We start from the raw sequence: 23,839 nt of genomic DNA, 5'->3' as shown, positions 1-23,839 counted from the left end.
CCATGAAAAACCCGCTCATTCCAGCGCTCGCTGCCGCGCTTCTCGCCACCTCCGCCGCCACCCCGCTCGCCGCTGACGCGCACAAGGAAGGCGCGGCCTCTGTCGAACGGATCGAGCCACAAGTTCGCACCTCGCAGCATACCGGCACATTTGGCGGTCAGCGCATCAGCTACACCGCGACGGTTCGCGAGACGATCCTTGAAAGCGATGACGGCAAGCAGGAAGCGGTGATCGTCACCAGCTCCTATGTGAAGGATCCGGCGGACAAGTCGCGGCCCGTCTTCTTCATTTACAATGGTGGTCCGGGTTCAGGCTCGGTCTGGCTGCAGATGGGTGCATGGGGGCCGAAGCGGGTCGCGATCCCCTCGGACGCGCGCGACGATGGTGCGCCGCCCTATCCCCTGCTCGACAATCCCGACAGCTTGCTCGACGTCGCGGACCTCGTCTTCATCGACCCGCCGGGAACAGGTTTCAGTTATCTGACCAACGGGACCGATCCCAAAAAGTATTACGGCCTTCGCCAAGACGCCCGCGCGGTTGCACAGGTGATACGCCGCTGGATCAACGACAACGAACGCTGGTCGAGCCCCAAATATCTCGGCGGCGAAAGCTACGGCACGAGCCGCACCGCGATGGTGGTCGACGAGCTTGAGGGATCGACCTTCAACGACGTAGGTCTCAACGGCTTGATCCTGATCTCGACCATCCTCGACTTTGCCGGGCGCGAACCCACGCCTGGCAACGAAATGGCTTATATCGTGACGCTCCCCAACATGGCGGCGGCGGCGTGGTATCACGGCAAGGTCGAAGCGCCCTCGGTCGAGGCCATCGCACAGGAAGCGCGCGAATTTGCCATCGGTCCGTTCGCAACCGCGCTGCTCAAAGGACAAAACTTACCCGATGCCGAGCGCGCGGCCGTTCGCGCTGAGCTATCGCGCCTCACCGGCCTTTCCGAGCAATATCTCGAACAAGCGAACCTGCGCGTAACATCGCAGCGTTTCTACAAGGAGCTGCTGCGCGACCGGGGGTTGACGATCGGAAGGCTCGATGCGCGTTACACGGGCGTCGATTACGACAATGCGGGCGAAACGCCTGACAGCGATCCCAGCTTCTACGGCATCGATGCGGGCTACACGGCGGCGGTGAACCAGTGGCTGCGCGAAGGGCTCGGCTTCAAGACCGACCGCGAATATCAATCAATCGGGAGCCTTGGCGCGCGCTGGGACTGGTCGCTGCAGGGCCGCGGACGCAACGCTTACCTTAACGTTGCTCCGTTCATCGGGCGTGCGATGCGGCAGAACTCGCAGCTGCGTGTCTTCAATGCGCAAGGGTGGTACGACTTTGCGACGCCGTTCTTCGGGGCGGAGTATTCGCTCAACCGTTTTGGCATTCCGCAGGATCGGATCACCTACACCTATTATGACGCAGGCCACATGATGTATGTCCGCGACGAGGACCGCCGTCAGCTTTCCGCCGATTTGCGCGAGTTCATCACCGCGCGATGAGGATGATTGCACTGGCGTCCGTACTGGCGCTTGCCGCATGCAAGCCGCCGCCGACCGATGCCGACATGACCCGCGACATGCCGGAAGCAGAGCCGACCTTCGCTTCCGAGCCCCTCCCCTCGCCTGAAACCGAAGGCGCGATTTGGGCCCGCTCTCAACAAAACGCGCAGCGGCTGGTCTACGGCATTCCGGGTGAGCCTGCGCTGGTGTCGCTTGAATGCCGGCACGAAGGCGGCGCTGTTCCGGAACTCCAGATCACCCGCATTTCGCCTGCCGATGAGGGCGCAGGCGCAATGCTAGCGCTGGTCGGTAATGGGCATATCGGGCGCATGGCCGTCGATGCGCGCGAGGTGAACGGACGGCTGATGTGGCAGGGCGAGCGCCTTGCTGCCGATCTGGTGTGGGAACCGCTTGCCGGACCGCGAGCGCTGGGATTGACGGTTCCGGGAGCTGGCCGGGTCGAACTCAATCCGAGCGACCTGCCCGGCGAGTTCATCGAGGATTGCCGGGGCCTTTGATTTTGCGCGGCCCAGTCCGGGGCCGCGTCCTCGCTAGACGCGCAGCAGAGCTGCGCCCGCTGCGGTCGGGCGGTCGCCCTTGCGGAGCCTGACGGCTCCGAATTGCCGCCCTCACCTGTCCCTTAGAGAACGCTCCGTCAGCATATCGGGGGTCAGGACCTGCGGCAGTTGCTCAGCATCTTCTGCGGGCTCGTACCACAGGTAGAGCGGCACGCCTGCCGCGCCCTGCTCGTTCAGGAAGCCTGTGATCTCCTCGTCGCGCACCGTCCAGTCGCCGACTATCGCGATTACGCCTGCCTCGTCGAAGGCCTCTGCGGTCGCTTCGCGCTCGATCGCGACACTTTCATTGACCTTGCAGGTTACGCACCAGTCTGCGGTGAACCACACGAAGACCGGCTGTCCGCTCGCGCGCGCTTCGGACAGTGTCTCTCGGCTGAATTCCTGCGGCGAGAGGAGCGAGGCGGCAAGGTCGCGGCTTGGCGGCGCATAGCCGCTTGGCAAGGCGAAGGCGCCGAAGATCAGGAATGGTGCGGCGACGAGGCCGAAAGCAGGCCACGCCATTTTGCCGGCCTGCTGCAAGCGCCCGACCACGAACAGCGCAAGAACGATCCCGAACAGCATAACAAGCGCAAACAGCGCAAAGCCACGCCCGCCAAGCTGCGCCGTGAGCCAGATGAGCGCGAGCGCGGTCAGCCCCATCGGAATCGCCATCAGGCGGCGAAACCGATCCATCCATGCGCCTGGCTTGGGCAACATCCGGCGCAGAGCGGGCACGAAGCCGATGGCGAGGAAGGGCAACGCGAGCCCCAGTCCGAGGGTCGCGAACAGGACAAGTGCGAGCGGCGTCGGCAGCAACAAAGCAGCCCCAAGCGCCGCAGCCATGAAAGGTCCGGTGCACGGCGTCGCAGCGACTGCGGCAAGCAGCCCGGTCGCAAAGGCGCTGCGCCCTGCTCCGTTGCCGGTGTCGATGCTCGGCAGCTCGAAGATGCCTGCGAAGTTCAAGGTGATCACGGTCGCGAGAACCAGCAGCGCGATCACGACGCTTGGGCTCTGCAACTGGAATGCCCAGCCAACCTGCTCACCAGCCGCGCGCAAGGCGAGCATGATGCCGCCCAGCGCTACGCAGGCGAGTACCACGCCTGCGGTGTATGCGATGCCCTCGGCCCTCGCTTCAGCCTCGCTGCCGCCAGCGCGCGCGAGGCTCAATGCTTTCAGGCTAAGGATCGGGAAGACGCAGGGCATGATGTTGAGGATCAGTCCGCCCACCAGCGCGCCGAGGATCAGCGTCCAGAGTGGCGGCGCATCCACTCCCATTTGCGCGCCAATCGAGGCCAGCCCCTCAGGCACTTCGCCAGGCTCGGCGGTAAAACGAACGCCTGTTTCCTTGTCGAAGGCGAGGATACCGGAGACACTTTCCGCCTCACCCGCACCGAATGGGTCGAGCGGTATCTCCGCGACCAGCATGTCGCCTTCGCGGTAGAGCGCCTGTGCGGGCGGATACTGGACCAGCCGCGCCTCGGCGATGAACACATGCGGCTCAGTCAGAGTCACGCTTTCAGGGATCGGAATGGCGAGGCGTAGCATGTCGCCCGCGATTTCGAACTGCGCGCTTGCGTCGAGCAGCGGCGCGACCTCGGCCCTCCAGCGCGCGAAGTCTCCGCCCTGCCCCGCGCTCAGCGCCGCGTCCTGCGGCACGCACAGGACGTCGGTGCAGGCGAGGTATTCGACATAGCCGCCCACATCCGGCAGCCCGTCGATCACGGCGCCATCGGGCACACTCACCGGCACAAGCACCGTGTAAGGCCCTTTGTAAATGTGGTTCATCAGGCTTTGCGTGGGCAGCTCCTGAATGAACCGCTCGGGCACGGGATACAGCGCCTCACCCATCTCCCAGCCTTCGGGCAGGTTCAGCTGCAACACCATCCCCAGCCCCGCGTCGCCGGGGTTGGACCAATATCCGTGCCACTCGTTGCTCGTCGGTGTAAAACGCAGGGCGAGCATCCATTCTTCGCCTACGCGCGGCATGCCATCGGCGACCAGCTGCACCGCGATGTTATCATCGCCATAACGGACGCGCGGTTCGCTCTCCGCCTCCTGCGCAGCCGCACCGCTCGCCAGCAAGAGCGAGGCGAACAGCCCGATCAACCATGCAGGAAGCGCAAAGCGCGGTGCAGCGAACAATATTGCCTCGTCTCGTTTCGTCAGCGTAAGCGGCCTTAACGGGTGAAGATAATGTTCGCAAAGACCGGTTGAAGGGTTACCTAGGGCGATATGAGCACGAAAGCAGAATTCGAGACCGCCGACCTCCTGATCCTTGGCGGGGGGCTTGTGGGCATGACGCTGGCGTTGGCAGCGGCAAAGCAGGGCATGACCAGCCATGTAATCGACCGCGCCGACCCGGCCGAGCTCACCGCCGAAGGCTTCGACGACCGCGCCACCGCGATCTCGACCGCAAGCTGGCACCTGTTCCGCAATATCGGGATCGCCGACGGGCTCGAACCGTTCGCCTGCGATATCGCCAGCATCGCCGTCACAGACCAGAATCGCCCCGGCCGCCTCGACTTCACGCCCGAGCCGCATGAAGGGACGCTGGGCCGCATGTTCCCCAATCGCCGCCTGCGCCTCGCCCTGTTCGAAGCAGCAGCGGACGAGCCCAACATCAACTGGGTCTCCAAGGCCGAAATAGTCGAGCGCCAGCGCAGCGAACTTGGTGTTGCCGCCGTTCTTGCGGATGGTCGTAAATTGAAGGGCCGGCTGATGGTCGCTGCCGAAGGTCGCGGATCGCCGACACGCGACGAGGCAGGCATCACGATCGCCAAGTGGGACTACCACCACCGCGCCATCATCGCCGGGCTCACCCATTCCAAACCGCACGACAATGTTGCGTGGGAAATCTTCTACCCCGCAGGGCCGTTCGCGCTTCTGCCAATGAATGACGATGCCGACGGCACGCATCGTTCTTCGCTCGTCTGGACTGTCTCCGAAGAGGACGGCAAGGCAGTGACCAAGCTCGGCGACCGCGCGTTCATGGCCGAAGTGCAAAAGCGCATGGGCGATACCCTCGGCGAGGTGACCAGCATCGGTGCGCGTTCAAGCTGGCCGCTCGGCTTTCACCATACCGCCAAGATAACCGACGAGCGGCTCGCGCTGATCGGGGATGCAGCGCACGGTATCCACCCGATTGCAGGCCAAGGCCTCAATCTGGGCCTGCGCGATGTTGGCGCTCTGGTCGAAGTGCTCGCAGATGGCGCACGGATCGGGCTCGATCCGGGCGATGCGCAACTTTTGAAGCGCTATGAGACTTGGCGCGGGCTCGACAGCTTCATGGTCGCGCTCGCAACGGACGGCCTCACCCGCCTGTTCGGCGTTCCCGGCAAGACGGCTAGTGCTGTGCGCCGGATCGGAATGGCAGCGGTTCAGCGCACGCCCGTGCTCAAGACCTTCTTTATGGACGAGGCGCGAGGCGTCTCGGGCGACTTGCCTGAACTGTTGAAGGCTTAGGAGAGCCTACTCTTCGCCCGTCTGATCGACCGGGCTTGGTTGGCGCACGACATTGCCTGCTCCATCGCGAAGACCGCTTTGGTCAAGGACTGCTGCGGTCTCAATCACTTCCAACGCCTGCATAGCGTCACGAAAACGCTCGGCATCGGCAATCCAGCTTTCGGCCTGCTCGGCGCCCGGCATGCCGCGTATCTCGTCGATTGCGTTCTGGTAGCGCCCTTGTTCGAGCGCGATGCGAGCACGGTCCAGCCGGCGTTCCGGCTGTGACGACGGTGTGCTCTCGCGGCGGATCACGAAAAGCTGGCTCATTTCGCGCTGCATCCGCTCCCAGCTGATGCCTTCGTCGCGCTCGACCAGTTGCGGGCCAAGGCCATCGAGCCGCGCGGTCAGGTTGTCATAGCGGATCGGATTGCGCGCAAAGGTAATGATCGTATTGACCGCGTTGGGCCATTGATCGGAGAAACGCAGGCGAAGCTGGTCGGCGAGATAGCCCAGTTCCGCCCCGCGCTCGACCGCGCGGCGGGTGGCAAAGGCGATCAGAAGTCCTTCGGCGCGCGCCGCGTTACCCGCAGCCGCCTGTGCCTGAAGGTCAAGCCGCGCAAGGCGTTGTTCGGCGGCGGCAAGCCGCTGGTCGAGGCCGCCCTGCTGCTCGGCAACGTTGCGAACGGCCTCCGCTGCGTCACCCTCTTCCAGGGCTGCGACTGCGTCAGCGAGTGGGCTCGGCGAAGGGCTCGCAGGCGCGGACGGACTGGGCGAAGTCTCGCTTGCAATCGGGGACGCGCCGGGAAGCTCCGGCGGCATTTCGGCAGCCGCGATCGGCTGCTCTTCTGGTGTCAGATTGTACCAAACCACATACCCCACCAGCGCTCCGCCGACGAGGAATGAAGCAAACGCAGCCAGCGCAAACCGCCCGGTCGAGGCGGGCTTTCTGCGGCTGCCATATTTCGATGCCATCGAATATCCGTCTATAATGACCCAAGAGGCCGGAGTTTTCTCCGTACCGGGACGATCCGCCTCCCTATATGCACGTCTCGCGGACCAATTCCAACAATGCGGTGTCATTGGGCGCGGGCGAGACGTGGATAGATTGCCAGCCGGTTCCGGCAGCTTCGGCGATGCGCGGGCCGAGAACGGCAAGCTTAATGCGCGAGCGTTGAAGGGCAAGGCGCCGGGTTTCGCTATCGAAGCGTTCGGCTGCGACGGCGGAGTGAAGCAGCACCGTCAGGCCAAGCTGGTCGAGCGCGCGCAAGGGTTCAGGCAATTCGAGCGGCACGCTCTCATAAGCGATGCGGGTCACGATCTCGACGCCATCTGGAGCAGTTAGCGGAACGTGTTTCTCACCCGCGATCCGCAGGAAGCGGGTGGGCTTGGTGACAGCATCGAGAACGTTCTGGAGCCCGCCTGTGCCGACATTCGCAATCTCGAATCCAGCGTCCCGCGCCGCGTCGGCGGTGGTCTGCCCTACTGCGTGAACCGGTTTTTTCGTCATGGAACTGAGCGCATCGCCCCCATGCCGGATCGCATTGGCGCTACCGATGAGGATAGCGTCGAAACTTAACGGATCAGGGCAATCCCATTCGCGCGCCCGCACCTCGAACAGTGGGTATCCTATCATGTTGAGGCCCCGCTGATTGCCTGCCTCCATTGTCGCGGAGAGACCCGGTTCGGGCCGGACGGCAAGGACAAAGCCTGACATCGATCGCGCTTACCCTTCGCCGCCGAAATGCTCGGCGATCGCGGGGGTGGCGCGGTGGAGCAGGTCTGCGGCGAGCGCGTGCACGGGAGCATGATCGCCGGCACTGAAGCTCGCTTCGCCATCGACCCGCTCGGAGCCATCCGGGCTGAACAAGGCGGCGCGCATGGTCAGTTCGCCCGCATCGCCGCTGCAAAGGACAGCCACCGGCGAGTGGCATGTACCGCCGAGCTTGGCGAGCAATGCGCGTTCCGCCTCAAGCTCGGCGCGGGTCGCTGCGTGGTCGATTGCGGCAAGCAATTCGCCAGCCGCATCATCGTCTGCACGGCATTCGAGCGCGATCACCCCTTGCGCTGCTGCCGGAATCCAGTCGCCCGTTTCAAGCGGTGCGCCGACTTCGCTTTGGCCGAGCCGTTCAAGCCCAGCCGCCGCAAGAAAAGTCACGTCCGCCTCGCCCGCTTCAAGCTTGCCGAGCCGTGTCGCGACATTGCCGCGGAATGTCACGACCTTGCAGTCGGGCCGAAGATTGAGGAGCTGCGAGGCGCGGCGCGGTGCGCTTGTTCCAACGGTCGCGCCACGGGGAATATCGGCAATGCTGGCCGCTCCCACCAGCGCATCGCGGCGGTCAGCGCGCGGCAGGAAAGCGGCAAAGCGGAATGCATCGGGACGGATCGTCTCGACGTCTTTTGCCGAATGAACCGCCACGTCGATCTGGCCCTCGGCAAGCCACGCGTCGAGTTCCTTGGTCCACAGTGCCTTGCCCCCGATCTCGGCCAGCGGGCGGTCGAGCACCATGTCGCCGCTTGCCACTACGGGGACCAGTTCGACCTCGTCTTCGGCCCAGCCATGCGCCTTGCAAAGCCGCTCTCGCGTTTCGAACGCCTGCGCCATCGCGAGCGGTGAATTTCGTGTGCCAAGCCTGAGTTTTGGACGCAATTCACCCGCGCCCCTGGTCGTTTCTGTCACCAAAGTGTCTCCCGTCACGCTTGCTCTAGCCACGCGAGAGACTAGATGGAAGCGCAATGGGATCGACACACAACATTGTCCTCGGAATCGAGTCGAGCTGTGACGAAACGGCAGTGGCGCTGATCACGTCGGACCGCCGCATCCTCGCGCAGCGCATCGCGAGCCAGGAGGCCGAGCACGCGCCCTATGGCGGAGTCGTGCCCGAAATCGCGGCGCGCGCTCATGCCGAAAGGCTTGCCCCGATGCTCGAAGGGGTGATGGCGGACGCTGGACTGACCTTGGACGACGTGGACGCAATTGCGGCGACCGCCGGACCGGGCCTGATCGGCGGAGTTATGGTGGGCCTCGTCACTGCAAAGGCGCTGGCGATGGCATCCGGCAAGCCGCTGATTGCGGTGAACCACCTCGAAGGGCACGCACTGTCGCCCCGGCTTTCCGATGAGGCGCTGGGCTACCCCTATTTGCTGCTGCTCGTTTCGGGCGGGCATTGTCAGATCCTCGGCGTCGAGGGCGTCGGCGAATATCGCCGCCTTGCGACCACAATCGACGATGCGCTGGGCGAGGCATTCGACAAGACCGCCAAAATCCTTGGCCTTGGCTATCCCGGCGGGCCCGCGGTGGAGCGATTGGCGCTTGAGGGCGAAGCAAAGGCGGTCCCCCTGCCTCGCCCGATGAAGCGGTCGAAGGAACCGCACTTCTCCTTTGCCGGTCTCAAGAGCGCCGTGCTGCGCGCTCATGAAAGCGGTAAGCACAACGCAGCCGATATCGCTGCCTCTTTCCAGCAGGCGGCGATTGATTGCCTGATCGATCGGCTTGAGAAGGCGCTTGGTTCATCAGGTCCGTACCCCGCGCTGGTCGTGGCGGGCGGCGTCGCAGCGAACCAGGCGGTTCGCATTGCGCTCGAAAACCTCGCCTCGCGCCATGACATGCGCTTCGTCGCGCCGCCGCTCAAATTGTGCACTGACAATGCAGCGATGATCGCATGGTCCGGGTGCGAGCGGCTTGCGCAGGACCCCGAATTTGCAGGCGATCCTCTCGACCTAAAGGCGCGCCCGCGATGGCCGCTTGATCCAGAAGCAGAAAAAGTTCGCGGCGCAGGAGTTAAAGCATGACGCGTGACGGCATGAACAATACCATCGGCGTTATCGGCGCAGGTGCATGGGGCACTGCCCTTGCACAAATGCTCGCCAGCGACGGCAGAGACGTGCTGCTTTGGGCCTTCGAAAATGAGGTGGTGGAAGCGATCAATACCGATCGCCGCAACTTGCACTATCTGCCCAGCGCTCAGCTTGAAGACACAATCCGCGCGACCGGGAACCTATCCGATTTCGACTCGGTCGACATCGCGTTGGTAGTCACACCCGCTCAGGTTCTTGGCAAAGTGCTATGTGGTCTTCAGCATCGGCCTCGCGACCTCGTGCTCTGTTCGAAGGGCATTGAAGCAGGCACAGGTCGGCTGATGAACGACGTTGCACGCGATGCCGCCCCGGGTAGCGAGATCGCGGTGCTCTCCGGACCAACCTTCGCGCACGAAGTCGCCGCCGGCCTGCCAACTGCTGTAACGCTCGCCTGTGAGGGCGGGCGCGAGCAGTGGGAGCGCTTGTCTCCCGCGATCGCGCGGCCTGCCTTCCGTCCTTATTACTCTGATGATGTGACGGGCGCGGAAATCGGCGGTTCAATCAAGAACGTCCTCGCGATTGCCTGCGGCGTGGTCGAAGGACTTCAGCTCGGCCAGAATGCGCGCGCAGCCTTAATTGCGCGCGGATTTGCCGAAATGCTACGCTTTGGCGAACATATGGGTGCTCAAGCCGAAACGCTCGCTGGCCTATGCGGCCTCGGCGATCTGGTTCTCACCTGTTCTTCGACCTCCAGCCGCAATTTCTCGCTCGGCAAGGCGCTGGGCGAAGGCGAGAAGGCCGCCGACCTGATGGCTGACCGCACAACGGTCGCCGAAGGCGCACACACTGCGCCTGTGCTCGCGAGCCTCGCCAAGGAGCGCGACATCGCCATGCCGATCGTCATCGCGGTCAACGCGATCCTCGATGGCTCCGCGCCCGAAGCAGTCGTTGCCGAATTGCTTTCACGTCCCCTGCGCGCCGAGACGCCGTCCGACCAAGGCGACGTCGAGTGAGCACGCCCACCGACAAACCTGCGGCCCAGCCGCAGCCCGCCTCTGGCGGCAATGACGATATGGAAACGCTTGCCAAGGGCGGGCGCACCAACACGCTCGGCTTTGTCCTGCGCCTGCTCGGCGGCATCCCGTTCCTGTTTGTCGGTTTCAGGCTTTACGGCGTCGATGAAATGGGCCGCTTTGCCGCGGCGTTCGTAGTCATAGAGATCTTTGCGCTCATCTGCGCACTGGGTGAAAAGCGTGGCCTTGCACAACGCCTTACCGAGGGTGCTGAAGACCACGAAGGTTCGCCCACCAATCTCGTTTTCGACGGGATGCTGACCTCGCTCCTGTTCAGCCTCGTCGCCTGCGCGCTGCTCATCACTTTCCCGGTGATCATCTTCCCGAGCGGGACGAACAGCGAGTTCGACATGTGGATGATCGCGGCGATTCCGGCCTTCGCGCTGACCGAGATCCTGCTCGCCGCGCAAGCCTATCGCTATGACATCGCCACCACGGTGCGCGCCCGCGCGGTGGTCGAGCCGTGGACCAAGTCGATCCTTGTTGCGGGACTTTTCTTCGTCCCCGCTCTTGCAAGCGGAGGCATCGCGCTTGCCTTCCTCGCTTCGATCTATGCCGCGCTAGTCACCGCCGCATGGTCGTTTTTCCGCACCTATGGCTGGCCCAAGGGGTGGCGTCCTCGCCCGCGTTACCTTTCCAAGATGACCGCCCGCGCGTTGCCGCTCATCGGAGCTGACGTGATCGAGCGTGGGACGCGGCTGCTGGACGTGTTCCTTCTGGGTCAGGCGACCTCGGCGGCAACCGTCGGCATCTACTGGTTCGCCAAGGAAGTCGTGAGCCTGCCGCAGAAGCTGAAATCAAGCTTCGAGCCGATCCTATCGCCGGTCATCACCAAGAACCTGAAGATCGGCAACATGGACGCAATCGCCGCGCAGGTGCGGCAAGTCGGCTTCTGGATTATCGCGTTGCAATTCGGGATCGCGCTCATGCTCGCAATTCCGGGCGAGGCAGTCATGGGCCTCGGCGGTCCGGCCATTGTCGGCGGTACGGGCGCGCTCGCCATTCTGCTTGCCGCAGAAGTGGTCGCATCAATGGCAGTCGTTTCCGAGAGCGTTCTGGTCTACATCGCGAGGAAGAGGAACCTGCTGATCTCCGTCGGGGTCATCACCTTGCAGGCCGCGCTTACTATCGGGTTCATTTGGCTGGCGCAGGAAATGGGTTGGGGCGAAGGCTTCCAGGCCGCTGGCGCGGCGCTCGCCCTGTTCTTCGCGCTCGGCACGTCGAGCCTTGTGAAAGCGTTGGTGCTCAAGACGCTGCTCAAGGCGCCGGTATCGAACTACCGCGCCGCGCTCGTCTATGCCGCAGCGCCCGCCGTTCTCGTCGGTTTTCTGTTCACCGAATTCACTCCCGAATGGGTCGAGCTTGCAATCGGTGGGCCGATGATTCTCGTGGTCTATATGTGGGTCATCTGGAAGCGCGGTTTCGAGGAATCGGACAAGGTCCTGTTCCGCAAAAATGCCAAATTGCCCGAGGAAATTCTCGAAGCCGCCGAAAGCACTGGCAAGCCGCTCTGACCGGCGCAAAAACGTTGGTTTGCAGCCAGTTGCGCCAAAACATTTCATCGTCCTGACAGCACGTTCAGTCGTTATTCACGCCCTGAGGCTGACCTTTCGAACGGGTAAGTCGAGGGGAGTAAGCAATGGGTCCTTTAAAGCATTTCCACCTCAAGCTGGTCGGTGCGGCAACGCTCAGTCTTTTCGTTGCAAGCTGCGCGCAGCCAAGTGAGCAGATCGTCGTAACCGGGTCGCCAGCGCCGACGTCGGGAACGAAAGCGCCACCACCGCCGCCGCCCCCTCCTCCGCCACCACCGCCTCCGCCTTCGCAGGCCTTGGCTGACAACACGGTGGTCGTCACCGCTTCGCGCCGGGCCGGTGCACCAAGCAGGAGCAGAACCGGCGCGGTCTCAGCCGAAGTGGCCTCCGCACCGCGAGGCTACTCGATCCCGCCAGTGGTCGTGCCGGTCGATCCGGGCCGCGAACGCTATGACGGCGAGGAAGTCTCGCCGGTCAAGCTGGTCAGCGCCGAGCCGGTCTCCACCTTCAGCGTCGATGTCGACACCGGCGCCTATGCCAACACCCGCCGTTTCCTGCGGCAAGGGGTCACTCCACCGCGCGATGCTGTGCGGACCGAGGAGATGATCAACTATTTCCGCTACGATTACGAACGGCCGACGACGCGCGACGTGCCTTTCACCACCAACATCGACGTCGCAAGAACGCCGTGGAATGAGGACACCTACCTCATGCGGATCGGCCTTCGCGGATACGATATCGAGCGTGACGAGCGCCCGCCTGCGAATCTCGTATTCCTGATGGATGTGTCGGGTTCGATGGGTAGCCCTGACAAGCTGCCGCTTGTCCAGACTGCACTCTCTGGCCTCGCCGGAGAACTTGGCGAGCAGGACCGTGTCTCGATCGTCGTTTATGCGGGTGCAGCAGGGCTTGTGCTCGAACCCACCAACGACACGGCGAAAATCCGCGCCGCGCTCATGTCGCTTTCCGCAGGCGGTTCGACCGCCGGGGGAGCAGGCATCCAGCTCGCTTACAACATCGCCGAGGACAACTTCATCGAAGGCGGTGTCAACCGCGTGATCCTTGCCACCGACGGCGACTTCAATGTCGGCGTGTCGGACCGCGATGCGCTTGTCGAGATGGTCGAGAAGAACCGAGATCGCGGGATCAACTTGACCACGCTCGGCTTTGGCACGGGCAACTTCAACGAAGCGATGATGGAGCAGATCGCCAACAAGGGTAACGGCAATTACGCCTACATCGACAGCGCTCTCGAAGCGAAAAAGGTGCTGAGCGACGAAATGAGCTCGACGCTCTTCACCATCGCCAAGGACGTGAAGATCCAGGTCGAATTCAACCCAGCCGTCATCAGCCAGTACCGCCTTGTCGGCTACGAAAACCGCGTGCTGCGCGAGCAGGACTTCGACAATGACGCGGTCGATGCGGGCGATATTGGTGCCGGCCACCAAGTCACCGCGATCTATGAGGTGGTCCCAGCTGGCAGCGATGGCTGGATCAAGCCGCGCCGCTATGAGGACGCGGTCGATGCCGAGGCCACCCGCCGCATGGCAGAGGCAGCGCACGTCAAACTGCGCTTCAAGCTTCCCGATGGCGACACCTCGCGCCTTATCGACACGGTCGTGATGAGCGATGCGTTTCTCGAAGCAGGCGCACCCTCGGGCGACTTCGCCTTCGCCGCAGCAGTCGCCGCCTACGGCCAGATCCTTCGCGGAGACGACCTTATGATGGGCTTCGACCACGATGACATCGAAGCGCTTGCCGGACGCCAGAGCAACTTCATTCGGCAGGAGTTCCTTGAACTCAATGCCATTGCAAGCGCCGCTCGCGGGGGCGGCTAAATACACCGGACCCCAAGGCGCCGCGCTACACGGTTAGGGATAGCGCGGCGTCAGGCGCACGGCTGGAGCCACCTGGCGAGTGTGGCTCCAGCCGTTTTGGCGTCTGGCGCCGGGCCAACCATCTTGGGCTAACCCGCTCGCGCTGCTAAGGGGCTGCCAACCCTTTCCGAATTCGCCTTTTTCGAGGAGCTTTGCATGTCGCCACAATACACCCAGGCTGCCATCATGATCGCGATTGCGGTCGTCTTCGTGGCGCTCGCGATCTGGCTATGGCTGCGAGCCAATCGGAAAACGACGATCGTCGATGATGGCAAGAGCGGCAAGGACGTGCTCGACGAAGGCGCTAAACGTGCGGCGCGCAACCACGCGCTGATCGATGCGCCGACGGCGGTCAAACAGGACTTTGGGCAGACCAGCGCGAACGCAAATTCCGATAAAATCGCAGCGGCTGGCGCAACCGCGGACGCCGAGGCTGGCGTATCAGTCGCCCCGACCGTTGGCGATCCCGTGCCGCCGCGCCCCGATCACTGGGAAGCAGAGCAGCCCGCAGATGCCATCCCGACCCCGGCTCCCGCCCCTACCCCTGCCCCTGCCCCCGCAGCTGAAGCCGAGGCGGACGATCTCACCCGCATCAAGGGCCTTGGCCCCAAACTGCGCACCATCCTTGCTGAACAGGGCATCACTCGGTTCGACCAGATCGCGGCTTGGAGCGACGAAGACATTGCGCGAGTTGATGCAGGACTGGGCCGTTTTTCTGGCCGCATCACTCGCGATCAGTGGGTCGAACAGGCCAAGCTCCTGAGCGCCAAAGACGAGACCGGTTTCACCTCTAAGTTCGGCCAAGCGCGGTAGAAACAAAGGCTAAACGCGGGACTATGGCAACATTCTGAGCCTGCGTGTTGGGGTTCGCGCAAAAATTGTGTTATGCCACTTACCGAGGGATCAGGACGCTAACAGGGGACTGATTCGTGGCTCAGAAAATTCTCGTTGCCGAAGACGAAATGATCGTCGCTTTCGATCTAATCGACACCGTTGAAGAAGCGGGGTTCGAGGTCGATGGACCGCATGCCGGTGTCTCATCGGCCATGCTCGCTTATCAGAAAGAAAAACCCGACCTCGCAATTTTCGACATCGAATTGCAGGATGGCAACGCGCTCGAGCTCGCCCGGACCCTGATGGAAGAAGACGTGCCGGTCGTGTTTTACACGGGCAGCCGCCGCGTTAACGATGTCGCCGAGCAATTCCCGAACTCCTTCCCGCTCGCCAAGCCGTGCCCGCCTTCCGCGATGCTGAGCACAATCAGCGAAGCGCTGGAATTTCGTCCAAGCGAAGCGTAAGCTCCCGAAGCGATTGTCCCGCCCCTTGCAGGCCGTCACGAGTCCTGCGAGAGACGGGCAACAAGTTTCAGGAGCAACCAAATGCACGCCCCCCCTTCCCCCGAACTCGCAAGCGTCGGGATAGTCCCGTTCAACTGGGAAGACCCGTTCGATCTCGAAAGCCAGCTGACCGAAGACGAGCGGATGATCCGCGACGCCGCGCGCGGTTTTGCGCAGAGCGAGCTTCAGCCGCGCGTGATCGAAGCGTTCCGCAACGAGGCAAGCGCCCCTGAACTCTTCCCGCTTATGGGCCAGGCTGGCCTGCTTGGCGCGACCATCCCTGAAGAACTCGGGGGTGCCGGCGCCGGCTATGTTTCCTACGGCCTGATCGCGCGCGAGATCGAGCGCGTCGACAGCGGCTATCGCTCAATGGCGAGCGTTCAATCCAGCCTCGTGATGCACCCGATCTACGCCTATGGCTCGCAGGAGCAGCGTGAGAAGTATCTCCCCGGCCTTGCCAGCGGCGAACTTATCGGCTGCTTCGGCCTGACTGAGCCCGATGCGGGTTCCGACCCGGCTGGCATGAAAACCTACGCCAAGATGGACGGCGACGGCTTCGTGATCTCTGGCTCGAAGACCTGGATCTCAAATGCGCCGTTTGCAGACGTCTTTGTCGTCTGGGCCAAGTCCGAAGCGCATGACGGAGCGATCCGCGGCTTCATCCTCGAAAAGGACATGGAAGGGCTTTCCGCGCCCAAAATCGAGGGCAAGATTTCGCTTCGCGCCTCGCCCACCGGCATGATCATGATGGACGAGGTGAAGCTGCCAGCCGATGCGCTGCTTCCCAATGTTCAGGGTCTGAAAGGCCCCTTCGGCTGCCTCAACCGTGCGCGCTACGGCATCAGCTGGGGCGCGATGGGAGCAGCAGAATTCTGCATGCATGCCGCACGGCAGTACGGCCTCGACCGCAAGCAATTCGGTCGCCCGCTTGCCGGCACTCAGCTCTATCAAAAGAAGCTCGCAGACATGCTGACCGACATCGCACTCGGCCTGCAGGCATCTTTGCGCGTCGGTCGCCTGATGGATGAAAACCGTTTCAGCCCCGACATGATCTCGATCGTTAAGCGCAACAATGTCGGCAAGGCGCTCGACATCGCTCGCACCGCGCGCGACATGCACGGCGGCAACGGTATCAGCGAGGAATATCAGGTCATCCGCCACGCAGTGAACCTCGAGACGGTCAACACCTACGAGGGCACGCACGATGTCCACGCGCTGATCCTTGGCCGCGGCATCACCGGCATCGCGGCGTTTTGATCGCTGCGTTGGTGCACTCCGGAGAGCAAAACGGACCGCTGTCCTACATGACTTGCAATCGCTATGGAGGTTGGGTGAAAACGCGCACCGGCCCTTTTGCGATACGCTCGCAAGTAACCTGCCAAGTGCCTGAAAACGCTGGCGCAGTTTTTGCCCTGGACCGTGTAACATGCGGTCCACTTCTTGGCGCAGGAGCTGCCTCATGAAGCTGTTCGGCTACTACCGAAGCTCGACGAGCTACCGGTTGCGGATCGCGCTTGAGCTCAAGGGTCTTGATTACGAGAGCGCGCCGGTCAACCTGCTTAAGATGGCACAGAAGGAAGAGACCTTCACCAGCCGCAACCCCTTTGCGACCGTGCCCATGCTGGAGGCCGATGGCCGCGACCGGGCCCAGTCGATGGCCATGCTCGAATGGCTGGACGAAGCCTATCCGGCAAACCCGCTGCTGCCAGAGGGACTGGAGGATCGCTACACCGTGCGCGAGCTCGCCTACGCCATCGCGACCGAGTTGCATGCACCGCTCAACCTCTCGACGCTCAAGTATATGAAGAATGAGCTCGGCCATTCGCAGGACGAGATCGACGAGTGGTATCGCCACTGGTGCGGCGTGCGACTGACGCCGGTGGAGCAGCGACTGGCGCAGCTTGATGCAGGCGACTTCGTGATGGAAGCGCCCGGCCTGTTCGAAGTGGTACTGCTGCCGCAATGCTACAACGCGCGGCGTTTCGCCTACGACATCGACGCTCACCCACATATCGCGCGGATCGAAGCGGCATGCCTTGCCCTGCCCGCCTTCCAGCGCGCTCACCCGGACAACCAACCAGACAATCCCGAGAAGGCCTGACATGAAACTCGCAACGCTCAATGACGGAACACGCGACGGCAAACTGGTCGTCGTATCCAAGGACCTCACTCGCTGCTGTGCCGCGGGCTACATCGCTCCGACCATGCAGGCAGCGCTCGACAACTGGGCGCGGGTTGCGCCGGAACTCGAGGTGCTGGCGCGCGATGTCGAACACGAGGCCGTGCCGTGCGAGCGCTTTCACGAGAGGCAGGCCCACTCTCCGCTTCCGCGCGCCTACCAATGGGCAGACGGATCGGCCTACATCAACCACGTCGAATTGGTGCGAAAGGCGCGCGATGCCGAAGTGCCCGAAAGCTTCTATCACGATCCGCTGATGTATCAGGGCGGCAGCGACGGCTTCCTGCCCCCGCGCGCCGACATCCCGCTGGGCGATACCAAATGGGGCTGCGACATGGAGGGCGAAGTCGCCGTCGTGGTAGACGACGTGCCGATGGGCGCGAGCGCCGAAGATGCGGCGGACCATATCAAGCTCATCATGCTGGTGAACGATGTGAGCCTGCGCGGCCTGATCCCCGGCGAACTCGCCAAGGGCTTCGGGTTCTTCCAGTCCAAGCCTGCAAGTGCCTTCTCACCGGTTGCGGTGACCCCTGATGAGCTTGGCGATGCGTGGAAGGACAGTCTCATCCACCTGCCGCTGATGGTCGACTACAACGGCGAGCCGTTCGGCCGCGCCGAGGTAGGCCAGGATGCAACCTTCAACATGGCGCAGCTGGTCGCGCACGCGGCCAAGACGCGCTCGCTATGCGCAGGCTCGATCATCGGGTCGGGCACGATCAGCAACAAGGGCGCCGACGGCGGTCCGGGCAAGCCGGTCGCCGATGGCGGCCTTGGCTATTCGTGCATCGCCGAGATCCGCATGATCGAAACCATCCGCGACGGCGAGCCGAGCACCCGCTTCATGGCTCCGGGTGACACGGTGAAGATCGAGATGCGCGATGGCGAGAACCACTCGATCTTCGGCTCAATCGAACAGACCGTGGTGCAGGCTTAAGCCTCGCCCAGCTTGCGCCGCTTGGCACGCGTGCCATCGCGGCGCTCGTCTATGCGATCGACGAAGCAGTGGTTGACGTCGCGGTGCTCCGCCTCGTCTGCGCGCACGGCGATGATGACATCGCTGAGGCGCGCATCACTTGGAAGCTGCCAATAGTCGATCGCGATCTGCGGTGCAGGCACGTTCTCATGGCGACCGGCTTCGACCTCCTTGAGGTACGCGGTGTAGCTGATCACGGCCTCCTCCTCGAAATAGCCAACGACCCGGTGTGCGGTGCGCGGTGCGAGCAGGTATAGGAAGAAGTAGAAGTTGTAGAACACCAGCTGGACCGAGAGGATCAGGAACCGCTCAAACGCATTGGGCTTGGCGATTTCGATGAAGGTCATGAGGTGCATCCGCTCATTCTCGGCCTCGTCGAGAAGAGTGCGGATCCAGCCCTCGTCATCGCGCATTCGGCGAAGCGCGCGAAGGTGCTGGAGAAGCCCGCCGACCATACCGGGTACGGCTGCAACGGTCTCGAGCACTACGGCGCGGTGGCCATAACGCTTGGCGAAGAAGGTGTCGGCGAAGAAGCGCAGCAGCTTCACGAAAGCGAAGGCGACATGGTCGCTCTTCGACTGCGGCGCGACATGCGAAGTGACGTCAGCGTCGTAGTTGACCTGACGGACAAGAGGACGGGTATCGAACTGTTGCATGGGAAACTCTCAAGTGGCCTGATCCCTTCTACTCGACCCTCATGTCGAGCGCCCTGATCAGGTCGCCATCGGCAGCTGAGATATAGAGATCACGCCCCGGAATTACCCGAGAAACGCACACAATAGCTGTTCGTTTTCATGCAACACAGGAGCGAGATCGCCTCCCACTCCTGCGTAATGCGCAATCGCTAGAGATCAGAAGCCGAGGCTCTCCGCCACCGCTTCGTTCACGATCTTGCCCTCGTGAACGTTGAGGCCGAGGCGCAGATGCGGATCGTCCTCGCAAGCCTTCACAACACCCTTGTTGGCGAGCGCAAGGCCGAAAGGCAGCGTCGCATTGTTGAGCGCATAGCTCGACGTATGCGGGACGGCGCCAGGCATGTTGGCAACGCAATAGTGGATGATGTCGTCGACCATATAAGTCGGCGCATCGTGCGTCGTCGGCTTGGACGTTTCGAAACAGCCGCCCTGGTCAATCGCAACATCGACCAGCACCGCGCGGTGCTTCATCAGGCCGAGCATGTCGCGCGTCACCAGCTTGGGAGCGCTCGCACCCGGGATAAGCACTGCACCCACCACCACGTCTGCTTCGGTAATCGCGTCTTCGATGGTTCCGGCATTGGAATAGCGCGTTGTGGCGCGCCCCTGGAACATGTCGTCGAGCTCACGGATCCGCGGCAGCGACCGGTCGAGGATCTCGACGTTTGCGCCGAGGCCAACCGCCATGCGCGCAGCCTGCGTTCCGACAACTCCGCCGCCGATAACGACGACCTTCGCCGGAAGCACGCCGGGCACCCCGCCCATCAGGATGCCGCGACCGCCATTATTGGCGTGGCTCGAATGAGCGCTTGCTTCGATCGAGAGACGACCTGCCACTTCGCTCATCGGAGCAAGCAGCGGGAGGCCTCCGTCACGGTCGGTGACGGTCTCGTAGGCGACAGCCGAAACGCCGCTTTCCATCAGGCCCTTTGCCTGCTCGGGGTCAGGGGCGAGGTGGAGATAGGTAAAAAGGATTTGCCCTTCGCGCAGCTGCACCCACTCGTTCGGCTGCGGCTCCTTGACCTTCACGATCATCTCGGCGCTCGCGAATACCTCTTCGGCGGTGTCAACGATCTCGGCGCCGATCGCGCGGTAATCGTCATCGGTTTTGCTGATCCCGGTGCCAGCGCCGCTTTCAAGCATGACGCGGTGACCCGCAGCGATGTACTCGCGCGCGGATTCAGGCGTCAGGCCGACGCGGTATTCGTGGTTCTTGATCTCTTTCGGGACGCCGACGAGCATGACTTTCTCCTCTCGACTCAGGGCTTGCGTCCCCCTAGCGCCGACGCAACAATGTTTCAATTGAAACGAACTCAATTGCTCGCCACATTGATGCGCAAGAGACAAGCAGGAGACATCCCATGACCGCCTACCCTCAAGTGAAGATGCTGATCGCCGGAAACTGGGTCGCCGAGGGCGGTGATGGCGAAATGCCGATCGTGAACCCGGCAAACGAAGAGCGGATCGGCAGCGCTCCGAAGGCGTCGAAGGCCCAGCTTGATGCCGCGCTTGCAGCGGCCGATGCTGGGTTTCAACTGTGGAGCAACACCCCTGCAATCGAGCGATTTCGCGTCATCCGCCGCGCCGCCGAACTGCTTCGGGAGCGGGCCGAGGGTATTGCTCGTGTAATGACGCTCGAGATGGGCAAGCCCCATGCTCAGGCGCTGGGTGAAACCAACGGGGCTGCAGACCTCATCGATTTCCTTGGAGAAGAGGCCAAGCGCCAAGGTGGTCGTCTTGTACCAGTGCGCTCGCATAACTTGCTCGAACAGCGCGTGACGCAGGAGCCGGTCGGCCCGGCAGTGCTGCTTACGCCGTGGAACTTCCCAATCAACCTGCCTGCCAAGAAGATCGCAGGCGCGCTCGCCGCAGGGTGTTCTGCGATCCTCAAGCCTGCTGAAACGACGCCTGCTTGCGCGCAGATGCTGACCGAGTGCTTCATGGATGCAGGCCTTCCCGAAGGCGTGCTCAACCTCGTCTACGGCGACCCGGCGATGATCAGCGAACACCTGATAGCCTCGCCCATCACCCGAAAGGTAAGCTTTACCGGTTCGACCGCAGTCGGCAAGCAGTTGGGCGCCCTGGCAGCCCAGGGGATGAAGCGCTTCACCCCCGAGCTCGGTGGCCATGCGCCTGTTGTAATCGGTGAGAGCGCGGACTTCGACCGCACGGTTGCCGCTTGCGCAGCGACCAAGTTCCGCAATGCCGGGCAGGTTTGCGTTTCGCCCACGCGCTTCCTCGTGGCGCGCGGCATCTACGACAAGTTTGTAGCCGAGTTCTCCGCTCGCTCGCAGAAGCTCAAGATTGGCGATGCTAGCCAGGATGACAGTGTCGAGATGGGCCCGCTCGCTCATGCAGGACGCGTCGCGGCCATGCAGGACCTGATGGGATCGATGGGCGGCGATCAGGGGCAAATCGTCAGTGGCGGTACGGCTTTGGATCGTCCCGGACACTTCTTCGAGCCGACCATCATTGCCTCTCCATCACCCGAGAGCCGTCTGATGACCGAGGAGCCTTTCGGTCCCGTTGCCGGTATCGTTCCTTATGATGACATCGAAGAAGCGGTGCGGATTGCGAACTCGCTGCGTTATGGACTTGCGGCTTACGCTTTCACCGCCAGCCTCGACGAGAGCCACTATCTCGGCAAGTCGCTGCGCGCTGGCATGGTCGCAATCAATCACTTCGCGGTTGGATCACCCGAGACGCCATTCGGCGGAATCGGCGATAGCGGCTTTGGTTCGGAAAGCGGCGTCGAAGGCTATCTGGGCTATACGGAAACCAAGTTGGTCACAGTCGCCAAATCCGCGCCGTAATTGCGTTTGCGGCGGGCGTGGTTCTGTTGCTGCGGGTAGCTTAGCGTCGACGCACGAGGCGTGAGAAAACCGACATCCAACCTCTACGTCGCGGCATGGGACGAATGCGTCCGTAACGTGCGCGGCGAGATAGCTCGTCTCCGAAGCAGACGGTCCGGCCCAAAGTATCTGGGCCCGACGAGATGATTGTCGGTCGTTCCATCTATCGCGGTCCCCGAGTCGCGTTGTTATCTTTCCGTAAGGTAACACGGTTCTGTGGAAAACTCAGTCCGAATTTGACCGATTCGCAGATTCCTCCGCCTCGCCCGTCAAGTGCTCTGAATTCTACCGCTGTCGCAATGGCTTGCGAGTGTGGCATTTGCGACCAACGGTGATTAGGCCGTACGCTGGGCACCAGCCTCCCGTACCGCTTCGAGAGTTGGATAACCATTTACCGCCATCAAAAGGTCCGCCTCGGCAAGGATCGAACGAAGGACCCAGCCAGCGCCTTTGTCGCCGCCGATCGCCAAGCCATAAGTATACGGACGCCCAACCCCAACAGCGGTCGCACCAAGTGCGATAGCCTTGATCGCATCGGTGCCAGAGCGAATTCCGCTGTCGAAAAGCACCGGCAGATCGCCCGAGGCCGCAACAACATCGGGCAGCAGATCGATCGTCGATATCCCGCCATTGGCCTGCCGCCCGCCATGGTTTGAGCAGTAAATCGCATCCGCGCCATGATCGATGCCGCGCTTGGCATCGTCCGGATGACAGATGCCTTTCAGCACGATCGGAAGGTCGGTAACCGATTTGAAGAACTCCATGTCCTCCCATGTCAGCACCTGTCCGAAAATCCCCGCGAACAGCATGATCGCTGCCCTCGGATCCTCCTCCGGCGGCTTGTCCAACATTGAGCGGAAGACCGGGTCGGAGAAGTAATTGTGCAGCACCTTCCCGCGCAGTTGCGGGAAGTTCGAGGCGTTGAGATCACGCGGTCGCCAACCGGTGAGCCACGTGTCGAGCGTCACCACGATGGCCTTCGCGCCGGACTTCTCAGCGCGCTGGATTAGGCTTGTCGCCAGTTCGCGATTGCGCGGAGTGTAAAGCTGGAACATCGCAGGGGTGTCGCCGCTTGCCGCGAAGACGTCCTCCATCGGGTCATTCGAAAGTGTCGAGACGCAAAAGGGAACGCCCGTCATCGCCGAAGCGCGGGCCGCGGCCATGTCGCCATGCCGATCCTGCGTCGCCTCTCCATTGAGGCCGATCGGAGCCATGAAGAGCGGGGTCGGAAGGTCCATTCCGAACAAGTTGATCGACAAGTCGCGCTCGGTGCAGTCGACCATCATGCGCGGGACCATGCCCCAATGGTGAAATGCGCTCGCATTGGTATCCTGGGTATGCTCGTCCCCGCATCCTCCGGCGACATAGTTGGTGAGCATCGGCCCAAGCGCCTCGTGCGCGCGCGCTTCCAATGTTGCGAAATCGACCGGATAATCAGGCAGGATACCCTGTAATCCGGCGTTGTAGATCTCGTTTTGCATTCCGCCGAAATTGTGCCCGGAATTGCTCATCGCGTCGTCCTCTCCCATGCGCATTCTGTTTGAGCACAGGAGAGACGATCAGGTGGGCAGCGGCAAGTGTTTTCGTGCGGCTGTCAGCTGGCGAGCTTTTGCAGGCGCGGCCGGACCTTAAGGAATGCTTTGTATAGCCTTTCAAGCATCTCCAGCACTGTCCGTTTTCGGGCAATCAGCCCCAGCGGTCGCAGAACAGGGATTGCGCGCCACATCGCGGCAAAAGCGGCGGCACCGCTCAGGATCGCTCCATCTTCCTCGGCATGAAATCGCGCAAGCAATTCACTTTGCTCGACAGGGCAGGACGGGTCACCTTCGCCAGCAATATCGACGAAATGGATGGCGTCCTTGCGGTCGAGCCTGCGCATAAATGCAATCTCACGCCGGCATAGCGGGCAATTGCCGTCGAACCAGACTTTCACAGGCTTGTCATTCATGCTTCCAGATACGCGAAAGGGCCGCGCTTGGACGCAGCCCTTCCATCGTGAAGGGCCCTTTCAGGCTTCGTC

General features: G+C 62.6%; 21 protein-coding genes. 13 read left to right on the top strand and 8 right to left on the bottom strand.

Annotated features, from left to right (window positions below):
- Nucleotides 1-2 precede the first annotated feature (2 nt).
- Nucleotides 3-1,505 (top strand): S10 family peptidase, encoded by a 1,503-nt coding sequence (locus AC0V6T_RS03320; RefSeq protein ID WP_486124303.1) that lies wholly within the window; start codon nt 3-5, stop codon nt 1,503-1,505.
- Nucleotides 1,506-1,507: 2 nt separating this feature from the next.
- Complete coding sequence (locus tag AC0V6T_RS03315) at nt 1,508-2,023, top strand: hypothetical protein (RefSeq protein ID WP_486124301.1); 516 nt, start codon at nt 1,508-1,510, stop codon at nt 2,021-2,023.
- A 111-nt stretch (nt 2,024-2,134) separates the two neighbouring features.
- On the opposite strand, the gene AC0V6T_RS03310 is transcribed toward AC0V6T_RS03315, so the two are convergent.
- Entirely contained in the window at nt 2,135-4,204 is a 2,070-nt protein-coding gene (locus AC0V6T_RS03310) for a protein-disulfide reductase DsbD family protein (protein ID WP_486124299.1), read from the bottom strand.
- A gap of 90 nt (nt 4,205-4,294) precedes the next feature.
- Here AC0V6T_RS03310 and AC0V6T_RS03305 point away from each other — a divergent pair, with 90 nt between their 5' ends.
- Nucleotides 4,295-5,524: an FAD-dependent monooxygenase gene (locus AC0V6T_RS03305; RefSeq protein ID WP_486124297.1), complete on the top strand. Its 1,230-nt coding sequence runs from the start codon at nt 4,295-4,297 to the stop codon at nt 5,522-5,524.
- Between the two features lie 6 nt (nt 5,525-5,530).
- Here AC0V6T_RS03305 and AC0V6T_RS03300 read toward each other — a convergent pair whose 3' ends face one another.
- The 3 genes from AC0V6T_RS03300 to hemC form a co-directional block, all read right to left on the bottom strand.
- Nucleotides 5,531-6,478: a hypothetical protein gene (locus AC0V6T_RS03300; RefSeq protein ID WP_486124295.1), complete on the bottom strand. Its 948-nt coding sequence runs from the start codon at nt 6,476-6,478 to the stop codon at nt 5,531-5,533.
- 64 nt (nt 6,479-6,542) lie between these two features.
- The gene (locus AC0V6T_RS03295) at nt 6,543-7,220 is read right to left on the bottom strand and encodes a uroporphyrinogen-III synthase (RefSeq protein ID WP_486124293.1); all 678 of its coding nucleotides are present in this window, start codon (nt 7,218-7,220) and stop codon (nt 6,543-6,545) included.
- Nucleotides 7,221-7,229: 9 nt separating this feature from the next.
- Entirely contained in the window at nt 7,230-8,153 is a 924-nt protein-coding gene (gene hemC / locus AC0V6T_RS03290) for a hydroxymethylbilane synthase (RefSeq protein ID WP_486128486.1), read from the bottom strand.
- A gap of 86 nt (nt 8,154-8,239) precedes the next feature.
- Between hemC and tsaD the strand changes: the two genes are divergently transcribed.
- The 9 genes from tsaD (at nt 8,240) to AC0V6T_RS03245 (ending at nt 18,233) form a co-directional block, all read left to right on the top strand.
- On the top strand, nt 8,240-9,295 hold the full coding sequence (gene tsaD, locus AC0V6T_RS03285) for a tRNA (adenosine(37)-N6)-threonylcarbamoyltransferase complex transferase subunit TsaD (RefSeq protein WP_486124291.1): 1,056 nt from the start codon (nt 8,240-8,242) through the stop codon (nt 9,293-9,295).
- Between the two features lie 11 nt (nt 9,296-9,306).
- Nucleotides 9,307-10,314: an NAD(P)H-dependent glycerol-3-phosphate dehydrogenase gene (locus AC0V6T_RS03280; RefSeq protein WP_486124289.1), complete on the top strand. Its 1,008-nt coding sequence runs from the start codon at nt 9,307-9,309 to the stop codon at nt 10,312-10,314.
- Nucleotides 10,311-11,888 carry a lipopolysaccharide biosynthesis protein gene (locus AC0V6T_RS03275; protein ID WP_486124287.1) on the top strand — a complete coding sequence of 526 codons (1,578 nt, stop codon included), beginning with the start codon at nt 10,311-10,313 and terminating at the stop codon, nt 11,886-11,888. The genes AC0V6T_RS03280 and AC0V6T_RS03275 overlap by 4 nt, the downstream gene beginning before the upstream one ends.
- A 125-nt stretch (nt 11,889-12,013) precedes the next feature.
- Nucleotides 12,014-13,744, top strand: a complete 1,731-nt coding sequence (locus AC0V6T_RS03270) for a vWA domain-containing protein (RefSeq protein WP_486124285.1) — start codon at nt 12,014-12,016, stop codon at nt 13,742-13,744.
- A gap of 195 nt (nt 13,745-13,939) precedes the next feature.
- Nucleotides 13,940-14,596: a helix-hairpin-helix domain-containing protein gene (locus tag AC0V6T_RS03265; RefSeq protein WP_486124283.1), complete on the top strand. Its 657-nt coding sequence runs from the start codon at nt 13,940-13,942 to the stop codon at nt 14,594-14,596.
- 116 nt (nt 14,597-14,712) lie between these two features.
- Nucleotides 14,713-15,081, top strand: coding sequence for a response regulator (locus AC0V6T_RS03260; protein WP_007164846.1), 369 nt, complete (start codon nt 14,713-14,715; stop codon nt 15,079-15,081).
- Nucleotides 15,082-15,162: 81 nt separating this feature from the next.
- Nucleotides 15,163-16,377 carry an acyl-CoA dehydrogenase gene (locus AC0V6T_RS03255; RefSeq protein WP_486124281.1) on the top strand — a complete coding sequence of 405 codons (1,215 nt, stop codon included), beginning with the start codon at nt 15,163-15,165 and terminating at the stop codon, nt 16,375-16,377.
- 202 nt (nt 16,378-16,579) lie between these two features.
- Nucleotides 16,580-17,221: a maleylacetoacetate isomerase gene (maiA, locus tag AC0V6T_RS03250; RefSeq protein WP_486124279.1), complete on the top strand. Its 642-nt coding sequence runs from the start codon at nt 16,580-16,582 to the stop codon at nt 17,219-17,221.
- Between the two features lies 1 nt (nt 17,222).
- A complete protein-coding gene (locus AC0V6T_RS03245) occupies nt 17,223-18,233 on the top strand; it encodes a fumarylacetoacetate hydrolase family protein (protein WP_486124277.1) in 1,011 nt (336 codons plus the stop codon).
- Here the strand turns inward: AC0V6T_RS03245 and AC0V6T_RS03240 are convergent.
- On the bottom strand, nt 18,230-18,928 hold the full coding sequence (locus AC0V6T_RS03240; RefSeq protein WP_486124275.1) for an alternative oxidase: 699 nt from the start codon (nt 18,926-18,928) through the stop codon (nt 18,230-18,232). The genes AC0V6T_RS03245 and AC0V6T_RS03240 overlap by 4 nt on opposite strands.
- A 195-nt stretch (nt 18,929-19,123) precedes the next feature.
- A complete protein-coding gene (gene ald / locus AC0V6T_RS03235) occupies nt 19,124-20,209 on the bottom strand; it encodes an alanine dehydrogenase (protein ID WP_007164851.1) in 1,086 nt (361 codons plus the stop codon).
- 119 nt (nt 20,210-20,328) lie between these two features.
- On the opposite strand from ald, the gene AC0V6T_RS03230 reads away from it, so the two are divergent.
- Entirely contained in the window at nt 20,329-21,780 is a 1,452-nt protein-coding gene (locus tag AC0V6T_RS03230; protein WP_486124273.1) for an NAD-dependent succinate-semialdehyde dehydrogenase, read from the top strand.
- A gap of 374 nt (nt 21,781-22,154) precedes the next feature.
- On the opposite strand, the gene AC0V6T_RS03225 is transcribed toward AC0V6T_RS03230, so the two are convergent.
- Together AC0V6T_RS03225 and AC0V6T_RS03220 are read right to left on the bottom strand one after the other, a co-directional pair.
- Complete coding sequence (locus AC0V6T_RS03225) at nt 22,155-23,330, bottom strand: alpha-hydroxy-acid oxidizing protein (RefSeq protein WP_486124271.1); 1,176 nt, start codon at nt 23,328-23,330, stop codon at nt 22,155-22,157.
- Between the two features lie 83 nt (nt 23,331-23,413).
- The gene (locus AC0V6T_RS03220; RefSeq protein WP_486124269.1) at nt 23,414-23,767 is read right to left on the bottom strand and encodes a thiol-disulfide oxidoreductase DCC family protein; all 354 of its coding nucleotides are present in this window, start codon (nt 23,765-23,767) and stop codon (nt 23,414-23,416) included.
- Between the last annotated feature and the right edge of the window lie 72 nt (nt 23,768-23,839).

The organism is Erythrobacter sp. S158 (genome assembly GCF_057364915.1).
Note: the sequence above shows the minus strand (reverse complement) of the source record. Positions and strands in the feature narration are given on the sequence as shown.